This window comes from Shewanella sp. M16, from assembly GCF_018224605.1.
Classification (GTDB): Bacteria; Pseudomonadota; Gammaproteobacteria; order Enterobacterales; family Shewanellaceae; genus Shewanella; species Shewanella oncorhynchi.
Genome location: NZ_JAGTUL010000010.1, coordinates 79499 through 96650 on the forward strand (window position 1 = coordinate 79499; position 17152 = coordinate 96650).

Below are 17152 nucleotides of genomic sequence, written 5' to 3' on the forward strand. Positions count from 1 at the left end.
AAAGATGAAATTGACATTTGCAGTTTATCGCTACAATCCTGACGTAGATACTAAACCGTATATGCAGGATTACAGCTTAGAAGTGGCTGAAGGCTCTGACATGATGGTGCTCGATGCACTGATCAAGTTGAAAGAGCAAGATCCGACTTTGTCATTCCGTCGCTCATGCCGTGAAGGCGTGTGTGGTTCAGACGGCGTGAACATGAATGGTAAGAATGGTCTGGCGTGTATTACCCCAATTTCAACCTTTAAAGGCAAGAAATTAGAAATACGTCCATTACCAGGTATGCCAGTTGTTCGTGACTTAGTTGTTGATTTAACTCAGTTCTATAAGCAGTATGAGAAGATCAAGCCTTACCTCATCAATGATGAGAAACAACCTGCTCGTGAACACTTACAATCCCCTGAAGAGCGTGCTCATTTAGATGGTTTGTACGAATGTATCATGTGTGCCTGTTGTTCTACGGCTTGCCCATCATTCTGGTGGAATCCTGATAAGTTTATCGGTCCAAGCGGTCTGCTTCACGCATATCGTTTCTTGATCGACAGTCGCGATACAGCTACAGAAGAACGTTTATCTGAGCTGGACGACGCCTATAGCGTGTTCCGTTGCCATGGCATCATGAACTGCGTTGACGTTTGTCCAAAAGGTCTTAATCCGACTAAAGCAATTGGTCATATTAAGTCCATGCTGTTGAAGCGAGCAGTGTAATGCGAGAACCCGAGCTGAAACCAATAATAATATAGCTCTTGAAGAGTCACTTTCTGGTAGCAGAAGGTGACTCTTTTGCGTATGTAATGGAAGACAACGCGCCGTATATCTGGACATCTAGGGGCGGCAGAAATTATGCGTCGAAGGTAATCTCTACAGACTGCATATTTAATACTATGGCTAAGCACGTGTATAAAGTTTGAAAGGAATAGAAATGCACCAAGGCATCATGAAAGCCTGGCTCGAATCATCTCACTTAAGTGGTGCAAATTCGACCTACGTAGAAGAGATGTATGAAGCCTATCAAGAAGACCCACAGTCAGTCGCTGATGATTGGCGTGCGGTATTTGATAATCTCCCTCCTGTGAACGGTGCCTCTGTTGATGCGCCTGAAGCTGCTCACTCAAAAGTACGTGATTATTTTCGCAGTTTAGCGTTAGAAGGTCGCCATAAGAGCTCAGCTCGTGTGACGGATCCTGAAATGGATGCTAAACAAGTTAAAGTCCTGCAATTAATTAACGCCCATCGTTTCCGTGGTCACCAAGGTGCTAATCTTGATCCCCTCGAACTGTGGAAACGTGAACCCGTAGCTGATTTAGATCCTGCCTTCCACGGCTTGACTAAAGAAGACATGGAACGTGAGTTTAATACAGGTTCTTTTGCTCATGGTGGCGAAACCATGAAGCTCGCGGATTTGGTAAAAGCGCTGAAAGCCACCTACTGTGGTTCTATCGGTGCTGAATATATGCACATTACCGATACCGATGAGAAACGCTGGATCCAACAACGTCTCGAACCTTCCTTAGGTAAAGCTAACTACGATAAAAGTGTTAAGACACGCATTCTTGAAGGCCTTAACGCCGCAGAAGGTATTGAAAAATACTTAGGTGCTAAATTCCCTGGTGCGAAACGTTTCTCGTTAGAAGGCGGTGATGCGTTAGTGCCTATGATGCGCGAAATTATTTATCGTGCAGGTGAAGCCGGTACTAAAGAAATCGTCGTCGGTATGGCTCACCGTGGTCGTCTGAACGTGTTGGTGAACGTATTAGGTAAGCGTCCAGCTGAACTGTTTGACGAGTTCGCGGGTAAGCATGCTGATACCCACGGTTCTGGTGACGTTAAGTACCACCAAGGTTTCTCCTCTGATTTTGAAACGCCGGGCGGCAATGTGCATTTAGCACTGGCCTTCAACCCATCGCACCTTGAAATCGTTAACCCTGTGGTCATTGGTTCTGTACGTGCCCGTCAAGACCGTCGCGGTTGTAAGGATGGCTTACAAGTCATGCCTATTACTATTCACGGTGACTCTGCAATTGCGGGTCAAGGGATAGTACAAGAGACATTCAACATGTCTCAAACCCGTGGCTTTAAAGTCGGCGGCAGTATTCGCATTGTAGTGAACAACCAAGTGGGCTTCACGACTTCTAACCATGCGGATACTCGTTCGACTGAATACTGTACTGACATCGCTAAGATGGTTCAGGCACCGATTTTCCACGTTAACTCTGATGATCCCGAAGCCGTTGCTTTTGTGTCGCAGTTAGCCGTTGATTATCGTAACGAGTTCAAACGTGATGTGGTGGTTGAATTAGTGTGTTATCGCCGTCATGGCCATAACGAAGCCGATGAGCCAAGTGCAACTCAGCCGCTGATGTATGCCAAGATCAAGAAACACCCAACGCCACGTAAGATTTATGCAGACAAGCTAATCGCTGAAAACGTGATCGCTGCTGATGATGTGACTGGTCTTATCAATAATTACCGTGATGCATTAGATCAAGGTGATTGTGTAGTTAAAGAATGGCGCCCAATGACGCTGCATTCTGTTGATTGGACACCGTATATCGGTCGTGAGTGGGACGAAGCGTATCAAGCCTCTATGTCGGCTGAGCGTTTACAAAGTCTGGCTGACAAACTGAGCTATGTACCTGAAAGTCATCCATTGCAATCACGGGTTGCTAAGATTTATAGCGACCGTTTAGCGATGGCAAAAGGCGAGAAGCCACTCGATTGGGGTTTTGCAGAAACGCTGGCTTATGCCTCGATTCTGGAAGACAACAAGCGTGTACGTATTACAGGTCAGGATTCTGGCCGCGGTACTTTCTTCCATCGTCATGCTGTATTGCACAATCAAAACGATGGCACGACTTACATGCCACTGCGCAATATTGCTGATGAACAAGGCCCAATTGATATTACTGACTCAGTATTATCTGAAGCCTCAGTACTGGCGTTTGAGTATGGTTATGCCACAGCAGAACCCGGCGGATTGACTATTTGGGAAGCGCAGTTTGGTGACTTTGCTAACTGTGCCCAAGTGGTAATCGATCAGTTCTTGTCATCGGGTGAGCAGAAGTGGGGCCGTTTATGTGGTCTGACTATGCTGTTACCCCATGGCTATGAAGGTCAAGGCCCTGAGCATTCAAGCGCCCGTTTAGAGCGTTTCTTGCAGATGTGTGCTAACCACAATATGCAAGTGTGTGTGCCTTCAACACCTGCACAGGTCTACCATATGTTGCGCCGCCAAGTGGTGCGTCCTATGCGTCGTCCACTTATCGTCATGTCGCCTAAGTCATTACTACGTCATCCATTAGCGGTTTCAAGCTTGGAAGAATTAGCCAATGGCAGTTTCCAAAATGTGATCGGTGAAATCGATACGTTGGAAGCAAGCAAGGTGGACCGAGTTGTCTTCTGCAGTGGTAAGGTTTACTTCGAACTGCTGGAAAAACGTCGTAAAGAAAATATCACTAACGTAGCGTTAATCCGTGTCGAACAGTTATATCCGTTCCCACATGATGAAATGATCGTTGCTTTGGCTGATTACCAACATGTGAAAGATTTTGTTTGGTGTCAGGAAGAGCCACAGAACCAAGGTGCTTGGTACTCTAGTCAACACCATTTCTGGGCCGCGGTTCCTGCAGGTGCACAGTTAACTTATGCTGGTCGTGAAGCGTCAGCTGCACCAGCGTGTGGTTACCCTGAGTTGCACACACATCAGCAAGAATCTTTAGTGAACAGTGCCCTGAAACTTACAATCGCACTGTAGTAATAGACATTTTATAAAAGGATAGTTTTTCATGAGTATCGAAATCAAGGTACCCGTACTACCAGAATCTGTTGCCGATGCCACGATTGCCACTTGGCATGTGAAAGTGGGCGAGCAAGTTTCTCGTGATCAAAACCTGGTTGATATTGAAACCGATAAAGTGGTTCTTGAAGTGGTTGCGCCAGAAGATGGCCACATTGGCGAGTTTTTGTTTGAAGAAGGCGCCACTGTTCTGGGTGAACAAGTGATCGCTAAATTCATCGCCGGTGCTGTATCGGGCAAAGAAGTCACTAAAGCGCAAGCTGAAGCGGCAACGCCTGTAGCTGAAACCAGCGATGAAAGCAGTGATGCGTTAAGCCCATCTGTACGCCGTTTACTGGCTGAGCACAATGTTGATGCCAGCAAAGTAAAAGGCACTGGTGTGGGTGGTCGTATTACTAAAGAAGACGTTGAAGCCTTTGTTAAGTCTGCGCCTAAAGCAGCGGCACCAGCAGCACCTGCTGTAGCTCCGTTAGCGGCTGGCCGTAGCGAGAAGCGCGTGCCAATGACACGTCTGCGTAAGACAATCGCAAACCGCTTGTTAGAAGCGAAAAACTCTACCGCTATGCTCACGACGTTTAACGAAGTGAACATGAAGCCCATCATGGATATCCGTAAGCAATACCAAGATATCTTTGAAAAGCGCCACGGTATCCGTTTAGGCTTTATGTCTTTCTACATCAAAGCCGTGACTGAAGCGCTGAAACGTTTCCCAGAAGTCAACGCGTCTATTGATGGCGATGATATCGTCTATCACAACTACTTCGACATCAGCATCGCAGTATCAACACCACGTGGTCTGGTAACACCAGTGTTACGTGACACTGATACCATGAACTTAGCTGAAATCGAAAAAGCAGTTCGTGACTTAGCCCTTAAAGGCCGTGACGGTAAGCTGACTGTGGCTGACATGACTGGCGGTAACTTCACTGTGACTAACGGTGGTGTTTTCGGTTCACTGATGTCTACACCGATCCTTAACCTGCCACAAAGTGCGATTTTAGGCATGCATGCCATTAAAGATCGCCCAATGGCAGTCAATGGTCAGGTTGAAATCCTGCCCATGATGTACCTAGCACTCTCATATGACCATCGTATTGTTGATGGCCGTGAGTCTGTTGGTTTCTTGGTTGCGATTAAAGACTTCCTAGAAGACCCAACTCGTCTGCTGCTTGATCTGTAACACAACTCGATAAGAGATTGCGCTTAAAGAAATAGCCAGACATACCCTCGTGACTGGCCCAAACGGGCCAGTTGGATTTGATTAGAAGTATACGGATAGATCATCATGAATTTGCATGAGTATCAGGCAAAATCCTTATTTGCCGAATATGGTTTACCAGTGTCAGAAGGTTTTGCATGTGATACAGCCCAAGAAGCTGTAGAAGCGGCAGGCCATATTGGCGGAAATTTATGGGTTGTTAAGTGTCAAGTACACGCAGGCGGCCGCGGTAAAGCGGGTGGCGTTAAAGTCACTGGCGATAAAGAAGAAATCAGAGCCTTTGCCGAACACTGGTTAGGCAAAAATCTGGTGACTTATCAAACTGATGAGAAAGGTCAGCCAGTTGCTAAAATTTTAGTAGAAAGCTGCACCGACATTGCTAACGAACTGTACCTAGGTGCCGTTGTTGACCGCGCGACTCGTCGCGTAGTGTTCATGGCGTCGACTGAAGGTGGTGTTGAAATTGAGAAAGTGGCAGAAGAAACGCCAGAACTCATCCACACTGCAATCATAGATCCTTTGACTGGTCCACAAGGCTATCAAGCACGTGATCTTGGCTTCAAGTTAGGTTTAAACCCAACTCAAATGAAGCAGTTCACTAAGATTTTCATGGGTCTGGCGACTATGTTCGTTGATCATGATTTCGCATTGCTTGAAATCAACCCACTGGTTATTACCACTGAAGGCAACCTACACTGCCTAGACGGTAAAATCGGTATCGACGGTAACGCACTTTATCGTCAACCAAAAATCAAAGGCATGCACGATCCATCACAGGATGATGCCCGCGAAGCTCACGCTGCTAAGTTCGAACTGAACTACGTAGCATTAGACGGTAACGTTGGCTGTATGGTGAACGGTGCTGGTCTGGCTATGGGTACTATGGATATCGTTAACTTGCACGGTGGCAAGCCAGCGAACTTCCTAGACGTAGGCGGCGGCGCGACTAAAGAACGTGTAGCAGAAGCTTTCAAAATCATTCTGTCTGACAGCAATGTGAAAGCGGTTCTGGTTAACATTTTCGGCGGTATCGTACGTTGTGACATGATCGCAGAAGGTATTATCGGCGCTGTTAAAGAAGTGGGCGTTAAAGTACCTGTTGTGGTTCGTTTAGAAGGTACTAACGCTGAACTTGGCCGTGAAGTATTAGCTAAATCAGGTCTTGATATCATTGCAGCTACCAGTCTGACTGACGCGGCTGAGCAAGTTGTTAAAGCTGCGGAGGGCAAATAATGTCTGTCTTAATCAATAAAGATACCAAGGTAATTTGCCAAGGTTTCACTGGCGGTCAAGGTACATTCCACTCACAACAAGCTATCGATTACGGTACGCAAATGGTGGGCGGTGTGTCTCCTGGTAAAGGCGGTCAAACTCACTTAGGTCTGCCAGTGTTTAACACTGTGAAAGACGCTGTAGCTGCTACTGGCGCGACTGCTTCTGTGATCTATGTACCTGCACCATTTTGTAAAGACGCCATTCTTGAAGCTATCGACGGTGGCATTGAGCTTATCGTTTGTATCACTGAAGGCATTCCTACACTGGACATGCTGCAAGTTAAAGTGAAGCTTGAAGAAACTGGCGTTCGCATGATCGGTCCTAACTGCCCAGGTGTTATCACCCCAGGTGAATGTAAGATCGGCATTATGCCAGGTCACATCCACTTAAAAGGCAAAGTGGGCATCGTTTCTCGTTCAGGTACTCTGACTTATGAAGCGGTTAAGCAAACAACGGATGAAGGTTTCGGCCAATCTACTTGCGTAGGTATTGGTGGTGACCCAATTCCAGGTACTAGCTTCATTGATGTACTGGAAATGTTCCAAAACGATCCACAGACTGAAGCGATCGTTATGATCGGTGAAATCGGTGGTAACGCTGAGGAAGATGCGGCGGCTTTCATTAAAGCACACGTGACTAAACCTGTTGTGTCTTATATTGCGGGTGTCACTGCACCTGCTGGTAAGCGTATGGGCCATGCTGGCGCGATTATCGCTGGCGGTAAAGGTACTGCAGAAGACAAATTTGCTGCATTAGAAGCAGCGGGCGTAACAACTGTCCGCTCGCTTGCTGATATCGGCAAAGCGCTGCGTATTCGTACAGGTTGGTAAGCTAACCTTTCGAATATAAAAGGCGCCTAAGGCGCCTTTTTTATTGGCTGTAATTTCGGCAGCGAATCGCTGTAAATGACAGGAATGGGATTGAGCTAACACCATGAAGACTAGATATTTTTTCTTCTACGGGTTAGATTGATGCTTCTCTACTACGCGCTCGTCTGTGTCATTGGCGAGGATAATGTGAGTAGAGCCATTAACCATGAGCTAAGTGCTTATGGCTTCAGTGCTGTTCTGCAAAAAATCTTGAACTCAAATTTATTTAACACGGTTGCAGTTTATCGTTGCGAGCGTATTTGTTTTATGGGGCTTATCGCATTGGGGGAGGGTAAGCAACAGAGTCGATGTTAGCCACAGTAACGGCTTAAACATCACATTTTTTTACGAGGGAAAAACTGTGAAAACACCTAAAATCATTATTTCGGAAATTGACTTAGAAAGACTAGAGCGATTATTGGAGTCACTGCCGGCAAATGCGTTTCCGGGCAAAGCGGCATTGGAGGCTGAATTAGACAGAGCCGATATTGTGCCTGCATCACAGGTGCCCGCGAATGTGGTGACCATGAATTCAGAAGTGAAGTTTAGCGTTTCATCCAGTAATGAGACTTTCTGTTTACGTTTAGTGTATCCAAAAGACGTGAACGGCGCGGGCACGATTTCTATTTTGGCGCCGGTGGGCAGCGCATTATTAGGGCTCTCTCAAGGTGATGAAATTGAATGGCCAGGTCCGGGTGGTTCTATGGTAAAAGTGCGTATTGAGGAAATCCTGTATCAACCTGAACGCAGTGGTGATTTCCACCGTTAAGCTTGAGGTATTGGCGTAGTGTCGTTGACGTTACGCCAGTGCACTTTAAGCGAACCATTGGTTGATTTTTAAGTGCCATTTTTGAAGGAGCAAAGATGATAACCCAAACTGAACGGTTAATTATTCGACCATTTACTGAGCAAGATTGTGAAGCGCTTTATTTGATGAACAGTAATGCTGCGATGCTGAAATACATTCCCACCGCGGCATTTACAGCTCGCGAGCAGGCGGTTGAGTTGTTTCACAAGGTGATCCAAGTCGATTATCAGCAACATGGTTTTGGTCGTTGGGCGGTAGAGCATAAAGTCGATAAGCGGGTGATTGGTTTTTGTGGTCCGAAATTTATTCCAGAATTCAGCGAAGTCGAACTGGGTTATCGTTATTTCCCTGAGTATTGGGGAACAGGAATTGGTACTGAGGCCGCATTTGCTGCATTAGCCGAATTTAAACGTTTTGGTATTGATCAGACGATTGCACTTATCTTAGCAGGGAATCTCGGTTCTGAAGGCGTGGCTAAGCGTGTGGGCATGCATTGGCGTGAGCAAAATGAGTTTATGGGCCATAAAGTGAATATCTACGCCAAGGTGTTATAGCGGTTTGCCCGTAAACATCATCCAATAAAAAACCAGCCTTAGGCTGGTTTTTTGCTTAATTCTTTATAAACACAATGGCCGACTTAGGCGTCGTTATGCTCACAGGTATCGTTGGTGCAAGTGCCGTACAAATATAAGCTGTGATTAGTCAACTTAATGTTGTGTTTCATGGCAATTTCATCTTGACGACGTTCGATGACTTCATCTGAAAACTCAATCACTTTGCCACACGATAGGCAAACTAAGTGATCATGATGATGCTGAGTCGATAGTTCGAAAACGGCTTTACCGCTCTCAAAATGATGGCGACTGACAATACCTGCATCATCAAATTGGTTTAACACACGGTAGACGGTGGCTAGACCAATTTCTTCACCGATATCGAGCAGCTTCTTGTACAAATCTTCTGCACTGATATGTTGGTTTTCAGGTCCTTGCATCAGTTCTAGGATCTTGACTCGTGGCAGGGTAATTTTCAAACCCGCTTTTTTTAGCGCTTGATTTCCATCTGTCATTGCTAATCTCTTGATTGCAGAACCAATAGGTTCATCCGTGGATAGTGTTTGCCATTATAGGTGCTCAGGTTGAAAACTTAAACCTTTGTTCTGGCTTTCTAGGGCGATATGCAGATAAATTGTGTCAATAGGCGTTAAATCACAATATTTTGCGGCAATTCAAGCATAGTTTTTGTATGGTTATACCAAGGAATAATATTCACGGCTGCCAAAGTCAGTGAGAATAATTCAAATAAATAAAATAATAAGGAATCAGCATGTACCAGCAAATTGTGGTGTTAACCGGCGCAGGGATCTCTGCTGAGTCGGGTTTACGCACCTTTCGCGATCAAGATGGTCTGTGGGAAGAGCATCATATTGAAGACGTTGCGACACCAGAAGGTTATGAGCGTGATGCTGAATTGGTAGAGCGATTTTACAATAGTCGTTGGTTGCAACTGCACAGTGGCACGGTTGAACCCAATGCAGCGCATGTGGCCTTGGCAAAGTTGGAAGCGGACTTTAAAGGTCAATTACTTATCATCACACAAAATATTGATGACTTGCATGAGCGTGCGGGCTCGCGCCGTCTATTGCATATGCACGGTGAATTATCCAAAGGCCGTTGTCCGCGCTCACGTCAGACCTTTATTTTACGTGAGCCCTTTGGTATCGATAATTGCTGTACTTGTTGTATTCCGGCTCAGCGTTTACGCCCCCATGTGGTGTGGTTTGGTGAAATGCCCTTAGGGATGGATCGAATTCACGATGCGCTCGATAACTGTGACTTGTTTATCGCCATTGGCACCTCTGGCACTGTGTATCCTGCCGCGGGCTTTGTGGATACTGCTAACCATCATGGGGCTCAAACAGTCGAAGTGAATATGATGGCACCCGATAGACACAGTCAGTTTCAATATCACCTCACAGGAAAAGCGGGGGAGTTAGTGCCTCAGTTGGTTGATACCATTTTAGCGGGTCGAGTGATTGGCAGTGAGTCGAACACATGAGCGAAAAAGTTGCGATTATAATGCGTGGCTTACCGGGCAGTGGTAAGTCACATTGGGTTGAAACTTACATTCTTTCCCTTCCTTTAGAAAAAGCCATTGGCGTGCGGCAACGTGGCGTATTTTCGACCGATAGTTTTTTCTACCATGAAGATGAATACCGTTTCGATGCCAAGAAATTACCTGAGTTTCATCAATGTAATTTGACGGGGTTTATTCAGGCACTTTCTTCAAGCGAGCCCGTGGTGATTTGTGACAATACCAATCTGTGCCACTGGGAATACATGGCCTATGAAGCGGCGGCAAAAGCCTTCGGTTATCAAGTTAGAATTGTGCTTGTGGGTGAACCAAGCAGTCTGGCTCATCAGCAGGAATGCGCGAAACGCAATCGCCACGACGTTCCTTTGGCACAAATTCAGCGGATGGCGAAGGTATTTGAAGATTTTTAATTTCAGGTACTTACTTATGTTGAGTATTGTGATCTGTAGCAATCAATTTTAGGTATGGGTCCCGCAGTGTTTTCGCCCTGTCATAAGTCTGTTGTACTCTGTTTCAACGTTCTGCTTTGTGTATGTGTATGTGTATGTGTGTGGCTCATACATTCGCCTTATCTATTTGACCGTGCACTTTAAGCTTGATCCCAAAGACAGTTTATCCACATAAGTCTGCGTATAATGCGCTAACTTGTGTGGCATTGAAGGGTCAATGCAAGATTGCTGCTGGCTTGAACGAGACCATTGAGCACAAGCGGACGTATATCAGAGGAAAGAGCCATGCTCATTAAAATTTTACTAACAGTCTTAGTTATTGCTGGCACTTGGTTTTTGCTGGTGAAACGCAAGCGTCAGATTGAATCTCAGGCTGTTAATCTCAGTTCAAAGCGTTTTAGTGAACCGCTGTGGCGTCGATACCTGTTGACGAGTGTGTTTGTGGTGATTGGATTTAGCCTGCTGAGTTACAGTGTTTGGTATTGGCGCGATCAGCATAGAATTGTCACTGTGAGAATTGTGTCACCGAATGCCGACAATAACGGCGAGTATCGTGTGCGAAAAGGGGATATCTCAGACTCGAAAATGGTCACTCTCGATGGCATCCATATTCGCTTTTCGACCCAAGAACGGTTGGCTATTATCGAAACCGACTAAGGCATATTTATTTTACTAAATTACCTTGCACGCCTTTTCATTGCCAACTTATGCGGTAAACTAGCGACAATTTTTAAGCCTGCACTTAAGTGGAATCGTTAACTTAAGTTTTTTTTCAGGAGGACAAATGATTACTGCTTATGTCTATGATAATCGTCACCTTACTGTGACAGAGCTCGGCATACTGGACAGTATTCCCGCGTCGACCATTTGGTTAGATCTGTATAAACCCGATGATGAGGAGCGAGAGTGGTTAAGTCATTTTTCTGTTGAAGAAGTGCCTGACGAAGAAGATATCAATGAAATTGAGGCCTCAGCACGTTTTTATCAAAACAGTGACGGCTTGCATATTAATTCGTTATTCCCACAGCGTGTCGGCCAAGATGTGCGCGGCGTTAACGTTTCCTTCAACCTTCGTAGCAATTTTTTACTGACAATTCGTGAAGAAGACGTAGGTCTTATCCGTTTGCTGCGTAACTATTTGCGTTTAGGGCGGTTAGAAGTATCGACACCGCAGGAATTGTTTCTCGAGTTATTTAATCTGAAAGTGGATTATCTATCTGACTTAATTGAAGACGTTTACACTGTACTTGAAAATGTCGGTGAGCAAGTATTTGATAACGACGAACTTGACGATGTATTTAAACTCATCACTCTGCAAGAAGACTCTAATGGTAAAATCCGATTAAGTTTGCTCGATACTCAGCGCTCACTGCGTTATATGCAGCGTTATTATCGTGGCCAGTTATCCGATGAACATTTAAAGGACTTGCGGGAAATGTTGTCGGATATCGAGTCGCTGATGCCCCACAGTCAGTTTATTTTCGATAAGTTAAACTTTCTGCTCGATGCGGCCATGGGTTTCAGTGGTCTGCAGCAGAACAAAATCATCAAAATCTTCTCGGTTGCCGCTGTGGTGTTTCTACCACCGACCTTAATTGCCAGTAGTTATGGGATGAACTTTACCAGCATGCCTGAGCTTGAGTGGCAATACGGTTACCCTATGGCGATTGTGATGATGTTAGCCAGTGCCGCAGGTACTTACTTCTTCTTTAAACGTAAGCATTGGTTATAAGCCTGGCGCGAGCTGTGTTTATTTCTCGAATTAACAACAAGGGTCGAATGCAATATTCGACCCTTGTTGTTATCACTTTTATTAATCATGTTCATTCAATGACTTTTATTCAATGAGTGAGACTCGATGACTTTGCTTAAATGAGTGAAGCTCGTTAGACATAATCGTTAAGCCAGTTTCTTAATCAACTACTTACGACTATCGCCGCCAAAGTAGTAACTCACTCGCTCACGCGGATTCAAATACTCGTGGACTTTTTCAGGAAGCGCCGCAGGTGGTAAGCAGCGCACTATGCTGATCCCTTCAATTTCCAGATCAACGATAGGCGCCTGATCTTTGGGCACTAAGGCATCGTAAACCAATATTTTTGGACATAGTAGTTTAGTTAAGTTAACCGACATCACCATGGCATATTGACCGCTGGATAATTCCACCACACTGCCGGGGGGGTAAATGCCCAGCATCTTGATCATCTTGCCAATATACTCTTGATTTAGCTTAGTTTTGTATTGCTTATACAAATGCCCCAGTGCGGCGTAGGGCATTCTGGCTTTGCCCTGTTGGCTTGGGTAACACAAGGAGTCATATTCGTTCACTACCGCAATCAGTTGCGATACCTTATCGAGAGCCTCTTCCTTTAGGCCTTTGGGATAACCACTGCCATCGAGAAACTCGTGGTGATTGGTGATTGCAGGTAAGGCTGCTTGGGGAAAATTATCGGCTAATTTGAGCAGTTCAATCCCAAGTAATGGATGCTGTTTGATAAAATTAAGCTCTGGTGCTGACCAAGGTGTCGATTTTTTTAGAATTTGTGGTGGGATTTTTAATTTACCCACGTCGTGGAACAGGGCACTGAGACCGACCGTTTCGATTTCACTTCTATCCCATTCCATTTCTTTGGCGATCAGCATAGAGAGGATCGCAACATTCAAGGAGTGGTAGTAAATGCTTTCATCCTGCTTAGCATCACTCATCAAATGCAGCACTAAGTTATCTGAGTTGAGCAGCTGTTCGACTATGGTGTGGACCAAATCTTTGGCGTCATCGACCGCATTTAAGGGGCGATTACGTAGCTTAGAGATGAGGCTGCGCATCATGGCTACTGAGCGGGTAAAATTTTGCTCAGTTTTATTAATGTCACGGCGTAATTTTTTTTGTACTTCGATTTGCTCAGCCTTGTATTGATCCATGTCGTTTTTAAGCACATTGATTTCAGCACTTGGCGGCAATTTGATAGGGTTGACCGCATCAGCATGTATCGGGGCGACGTCGCTGCGTTCTAAATCGACGATGACATGTTCGATGCCCAGATTTTTAATCAACTCGATTTGCGCAGCTTGTTTAATATGAAAGCTACTGAATAAAAAGGGATGATCTTTCCAAGCCACGGGCAAACGCACAAAGTTGCCGACTTGAAGTTGATGGACTGAAACTTTACAGCTTTTTTTCATATTCTTGTTATCGTGAAGCGTTGTGGGTTATTTTATCTCAATGATGCTGCTTTACAATTACTTAACTAACATGTCAGCATAGTAAGCCTAGAAAGTAGCCACTCCATTGAGGAAGTATGGACTTTATTGAAGTATACCCTAATGCGTTGCCGAATGACTTGTGTGACCGTCTCATTCTGGCATTTGAGCAACATGCTGGCGTTGTTGATGGACACACGGGCAATGGCGTCGATTTGGAGAAGAAGATCAGCCGCGATTTGACCTTAGATAGTTTCGTCGACCTGCAGCCCATCAGAAACGAACTCTTAGGTTATACCTTAAAGGGCGCGGTAGATTATTTTACAAAGTATTCAATGGCATTAATGGGTGCGGTTGCTGTGTCAGTGAGTGATGAGCAGGGCCAACCAGTGACGCTAACTCCGACTAATTTTGCGACGCTGGGTGCGCCTAGGGCCGATGGCTTAGTGAAGTATTTGTATCGCAGTGGCAGTATTAATATTCAAAAGTATCAGCAAAATAAAGGCGGTTATCCCCATTGGCATTCGGAGCAATTCCCGCAGAATGGCCACAATGAAGCTCTGCATCGCGTCGTGCTCTATATGTTTTATTTAAATGATGTGGAAGAGGGCGGCGAAACCGAATTTTATTATCAACAGCGTAAAATCTCCCCCAAAAAAGGCACTATGGTGATAGCGCCTGCGGGATTTACTCATTCACATCGGGGAAATAAACCTGTGAGTGGTGACAAATATATTGCCACTTCTTGGATCATGTTTAATCGAGCCGAACAGTTATATGCGGTGATAGCATGATAATATCCCAGTTTCTTACACTGGGATACGGATCCTAAAGAGCGCCCCTTCTAAGCGACTTTCTTCAATTTTTAAGCTGCCACCGTAGCTGTGAACGATTTCATCACAGACAGCTAATCCGATCCCTTGCCCTGGGGACTGGGTATCGGCACGCACGCCACGTTGGATAATCTTCTGTCTTAAGCTTTCTTCAACACCAGGGCCATCATCTTCGACAATAAGTTCAAACTCACCTTGTGAGTTAATTTTAGCCGATACATGCACTTGGCTGATACACAGTCGGAAAGCATTTTCCATAAGGTTGCCACAAAGCTCCATTAAGTCACCCTTGTTGCCGGGGAACATCAAAGAGGGGGAGATGTTGGCCGAGAACTGCACTTGTTTTTCTCGATAAATTTTAAACAACATTTGTGCTAATTGATCGACTAAGGGCGCGATAACAGTTTGTTCTTGCTTCAGGCCTTGGCGGCCTAACATGGCCCGTTTTAATTGGTATTTGACCAGCTGATCCATCTGGCTGACTTGTTCCATGATCTTTTCGCTTGCCGATTGTTTACTCAAACTGGCGTCATCTGTAATGGCATGCACGGCGGCTAAGCGGGTTTTAAGACTGTGTGCCAAGTCATTCATAGCATTTTGATAGCGCTGTTGTTGGGCACTCGATTGTTGCAACATCTGGTTGAGTGCTTGCGTTACGCCTTCAAGTTCAACAGGATAGCCCTCAGAAAGTGATTTACTCTTACCTTGGTTAATTGATTGCAGTTCATTTTGCATCCGTACCAAGGGACGCATGCCCCAATAGGCGGCGCTGACCAATAGAATTAAGGCTAAGGCCAATACCATGGCTAAACGAATATAAGTACGTTTACTGAATTTACTGTATTCCTGCTCCAGTTTGGCGGCATCTTTCATGACGAGGAGGTTGTAATGCACACTGGCAATTTCTACCGCGAGCAAATAGACGAAATATCCTCTGTCGTCAGCCATGGTGAGGTAGTAGGGCGGGGAGTCGTTACGGATTTCGTTAAAACGCTCACAGGTATCAAATAAGCCACGATCTACTGCGAGGGATGAGGTCCAAACCTGCTTAAATTTGTCATCGCAGCTCGCTATTACATAGCGCTCTTGTTTATTATTTTCTTCCAGCCAAGCACTGGTATCGGGGATAAGATCGTGCTCCCGTAATTCGGCGGCGACTTGGGGAATTTCGGCAATGAGTTGGGCCGTTTCTTCGTTATAACTATTTTGCGCATGCAGAATATTAACCATCCATGCGAGACCAAAACCCACTAAGGTAATAATTGATAGCGAGGTGAGAAACATCCGTGTCAGCAGACGTTTCTTGAATTTTAATCTTAATTGCATGGCAGGTTAAATTTATATCCTTGGCCGCGGATGGTCACTATGGGGTTATCGATACCATCTCGGGTCAGTTTTTTACGCAGGCGGCTGACCATGACTTCAATCGTATTGGGATCGCCTTCCTTATCACCATAAATCACATCGAGTAAACGTTGCTTGGCGACAACCTCATGACAATGGCGCATCAAATATTCGAGGATTAAATATTCAAAGGCCGTGACTTCCATGACTTCGTCGCCCAGAGTGACTTGCTTGGCGGCGAGATCGAGTTTCAATTCTCCACTGCAAATCACAGGTTTAACAAAACCTGCGCTACGGCGTACTAAGGCATCAAGTCTTGCGACAAGTTCTTCTTTTTGAAAGGGTTTCACTAAATAGTCATCGGCTCCGGCGTTTAGGCCTTCAACTTTATCCTGCCAATTAACTCGTGCCGTGAGAATTAATATTGGTGCTTTAAGACCGGCTTCACGGAGCTGTTGAATTAAGCTAATACCATCTTGATCGGGTAGCCCTAAATCGACAATGGCGACATCGATGGGATAATTAGTGGCTTGATAAAAACCTTCTTTGGCAGTCAGTGCCACTTGAACTTGATTGCCGAGATCGCTTAATTGCACTTTTAAGTGGTGGGATAAAATAGGATCGTCTTCAACAACCAAAATTCTCATAATATAATGCCTTAAAGTGTATGAGCTAAGCTTTAGCAAACTAGTCTACGTAAAATCACACTGATAACCAAATAGAGGATCAGCATATCTTAGTTGAACTTAACCTTTGCTGACCGAGTTGAACTTGTGGTCAAAATAAGTACTAATTTATTGTTGAATAAGAAGGTTTTGCCGTTAAAGTGTTAGCGTATCGGGGAATTTCCCCAAGGCGATTTTTGTTTTCTGATCCGCAAAATGCCGTTGCCACACATAATCGCGCCTAAGGTAAATAACATCACCGCCATCATGATAAAAGACAATCTCAACCAAGGCATTTCTTGCGCTAATCGCAGATGTACCGCTTCAATGGTTGTGACGCCCCATACGGCAAAGACACTTATAAATAATAAAATTTGTAATAAACGAAGTAAGTAAACTGAGTTAAAAAATAAGACCAAAGGCGCAAGTGCAAAAGGAATAGCAAAGTTAATTTGCTCGTAACGTACGAAGTGGGCACTCAATAACCAGCATGCAATCAGGATCCAAAGACTTCTCCACCACATTTATACCCCTCCCATTAAACGTATTAAAATAGTAAACATAATGTATCTAAAAACAAACTTCCGTACTATTG

At 45.0% G+C, this 17152-nt stretch carries 17 protein-coding genes; 12 read left to right on the forward strand and 5 right to left on the reverse strand.

Annotated elements, in window-relative coordinates:
* Positions 1–4: 4 nt before the first annotated feature.
* From KFE26_RS08900 to KFE26_RS08930, 7 genes are all read left to right on the forward strand, one after another.
* A complete protein-coding gene (locus tag KFE26_RS08900) occupies positions 5–712 on the forward strand; it encodes a succinate dehydrogenase iron-sulfur subunit (protein WP_028759701.1) in 708 nt (235 codons plus the stop codon).
* Positions 713–926: 214 nt separating this feature from the next.
* Entirely contained in the window at positions 927–3758 is a 2832-nt protein-coding gene (gene sucA, locus KFE26_RS08905) for a 2-oxoglutarate dehydrogenase E1 component (RefSeq protein ID WP_212600186.1), read from the forward strand.
* A gap of 31 nt (positions 3759–3789) precedes the next feature.
* Positions 3790–4980 carry a 2-oxoglutarate dehydrogenase complex dihydrolipoyllysine-residue succinyltransferase gene (odhB, locus tag KFE26_RS08910; protein WP_105252694.1) on the forward strand — a complete coding sequence of 397 codons (1191 nt, stop codon included), beginning with the start codon at positions 3790–3792 and terminating at the stop codon, positions 4978–4980.
* 105 nt (positions 4981–5085) lie between these two features.
* Entirely contained in the window at positions 5086–6252 is a 1167-nt protein-coding gene (sucC, locus tag KFE26_RS08915; protein WP_006081976.1) for an ADP-forming succinate--CoA ligase subunit beta, read from the forward strand.
* The gene (gene sucD / locus KFE26_RS08920) at positions 6252–7124 is read left to right on the forward strand and encodes a succinate--CoA ligase subunit alpha (protein ID WP_028759703.1); all 873 of its coding nucleotides are present in this window, start codon (positions 6252–6254) and stop codon (positions 7122–7124) included. Before sucC ends, sucD begins: the two co-directional genes overlap by 1 nt.
* Before the next feature lie 400 nt (positions 7125–7524).
* Positions 7525–7932, forward strand: coding sequence for a nucleoside diphosphate kinase regulator (rnk, locus tag KFE26_RS08925; protein ID WP_028759704.1), 408 nt, complete (start codon positions 7525–7527; stop codon positions 7930–7932).
* A 95-nt stretch (positions 7933–8027) separates the two neighbouring features.
* On the forward strand, positions 8028–8525 hold the full coding sequence (locus tag KFE26_RS08930) for a GNAT family N-acetyltransferase (protein WP_212600187.1): 498 nt from the start codon (positions 8028–8030) through the stop codon (positions 8523–8525).
* Between the two features lie 83 nt (positions 8526–8608).
* On the opposite strand, the gene fur is transcribed toward KFE26_RS08930, so the two are convergent.
* The gene (fur, locus tag KFE26_RS08935) at positions 8609–9040 is read right to left on the reverse strand and encodes a ferric iron uptake transcriptional regulator (protein ID WP_028759706.1); all 432 of its coding nucleotides are present in this window, start codon (positions 9038–9040) and stop codon (positions 8609–8611) included.
* Positions 9041–9297: 257 nt separating this feature from the next.
* Between fur and cobB the strand changes: the two genes are divergently transcribed.
* From cobB to corA, 4 genes are all read left to right on the forward strand, one after another.
* Complete coding sequence (gene cobB, locus KFE26_RS08940) at positions 9298–10029, forward strand: Sir2 family NAD+-dependent deacetylase (RefSeq protein ID WP_212600188.1); 732 nt, start codon at positions 9298–9300, stop codon at positions 10027–10029.
* Complete coding sequence (locus KFE26_RS08945; RefSeq protein ID WP_212600189.1) at positions 10026–10475, forward strand: ATP-binding protein; 450 nt, start codon at positions 10026–10028, stop codon at positions 10473–10475. Before cobB ends, KFE26_RS08945 begins: the two co-directional genes overlap by 4 nt.
* Positions 10476–10799: 324 nt before the next feature.
* A complete protein-coding gene (locus tag KFE26_RS08950) occupies positions 10800–11171 on the forward strand; it encodes a hypothetical protein (protein ID WP_212600190.1) in 372 nt (123 codons plus the stop codon).
* Between the two features lie 127 nt (positions 11172–11298).
* On the forward strand, positions 11299–12246 hold the full coding sequence (gene corA / locus KFE26_RS08955; RefSeq protein WP_028759710.1) for a magnesium/cobalt transporter CorA: 948 nt from the start codon (positions 11299–11301) through the stop codon (positions 12244–12246).
* A gap of 188 nt (positions 12247–12434) precedes the next feature.
* Here corA and KFE26_RS08960 read toward each other — a convergent pair whose 3' ends face one another.
* On the reverse strand, positions 12435–13697 hold the full coding sequence (locus tag KFE26_RS08960; protein ID WP_028759711.1) for an HD-GYP domain-containing protein: 1263 nt from the start codon (positions 13695–13697) through the stop codon (positions 12435–12437).
* A 116-nt stretch (positions 13698–13813) separates the two neighbouring features.
* Here KFE26_RS08960 and KFE26_RS08965 point away from each other — a divergent pair, with 116 nt between their 5' ends.
* Positions 13814–14509 carry a 2OG-Fe(II) oxygenase gene (locus tag KFE26_RS08965; protein ID WP_131523317.1) on the forward strand — a complete coding sequence of 232 codons (696 nt, stop codon included), beginning with the start codon at positions 13814–13816 and terminating at the stop codon, positions 14507–14509.
* 15 nt (positions 14510–14524) lie between these two features.
* Here the strand turns inward: KFE26_RS08965 and KFE26_RS08970 are convergent, their stop codons facing one another.
* The 3 genes from KFE26_RS08970 to KFE26_RS08980 form a co-directional block, all read right to left on the reverse strand.
* Positions 14525–15874, reverse strand: coding sequence for a sensor histidine kinase (locus KFE26_RS08970; protein ID WP_028759713.1), 1350 nt, complete (start codon positions 15872–15874; stop codon positions 14525–14527).
* A complete protein-coding gene (locus KFE26_RS08975) occupies positions 15865–16539 on the reverse strand; it encodes a response regulator (RefSeq protein WP_028759714.1) in 675 nt (224 codons plus the stop codon). The genes KFE26_RS08970 and KFE26_RS08975 overlap by 10 nt, the downstream gene beginning before the upstream one ends.
* Positions 16540–16721: 182 nt before the next feature.
* Complete coding sequence (locus KFE26_RS08980; protein WP_028759715.1) at positions 16722–17081, reverse strand: hypothetical protein; 360 nt, start codon at positions 17079–17081, stop codon at positions 16722–16724.
* Positions 17082–17152: the final 71 nt, after the last annotated feature.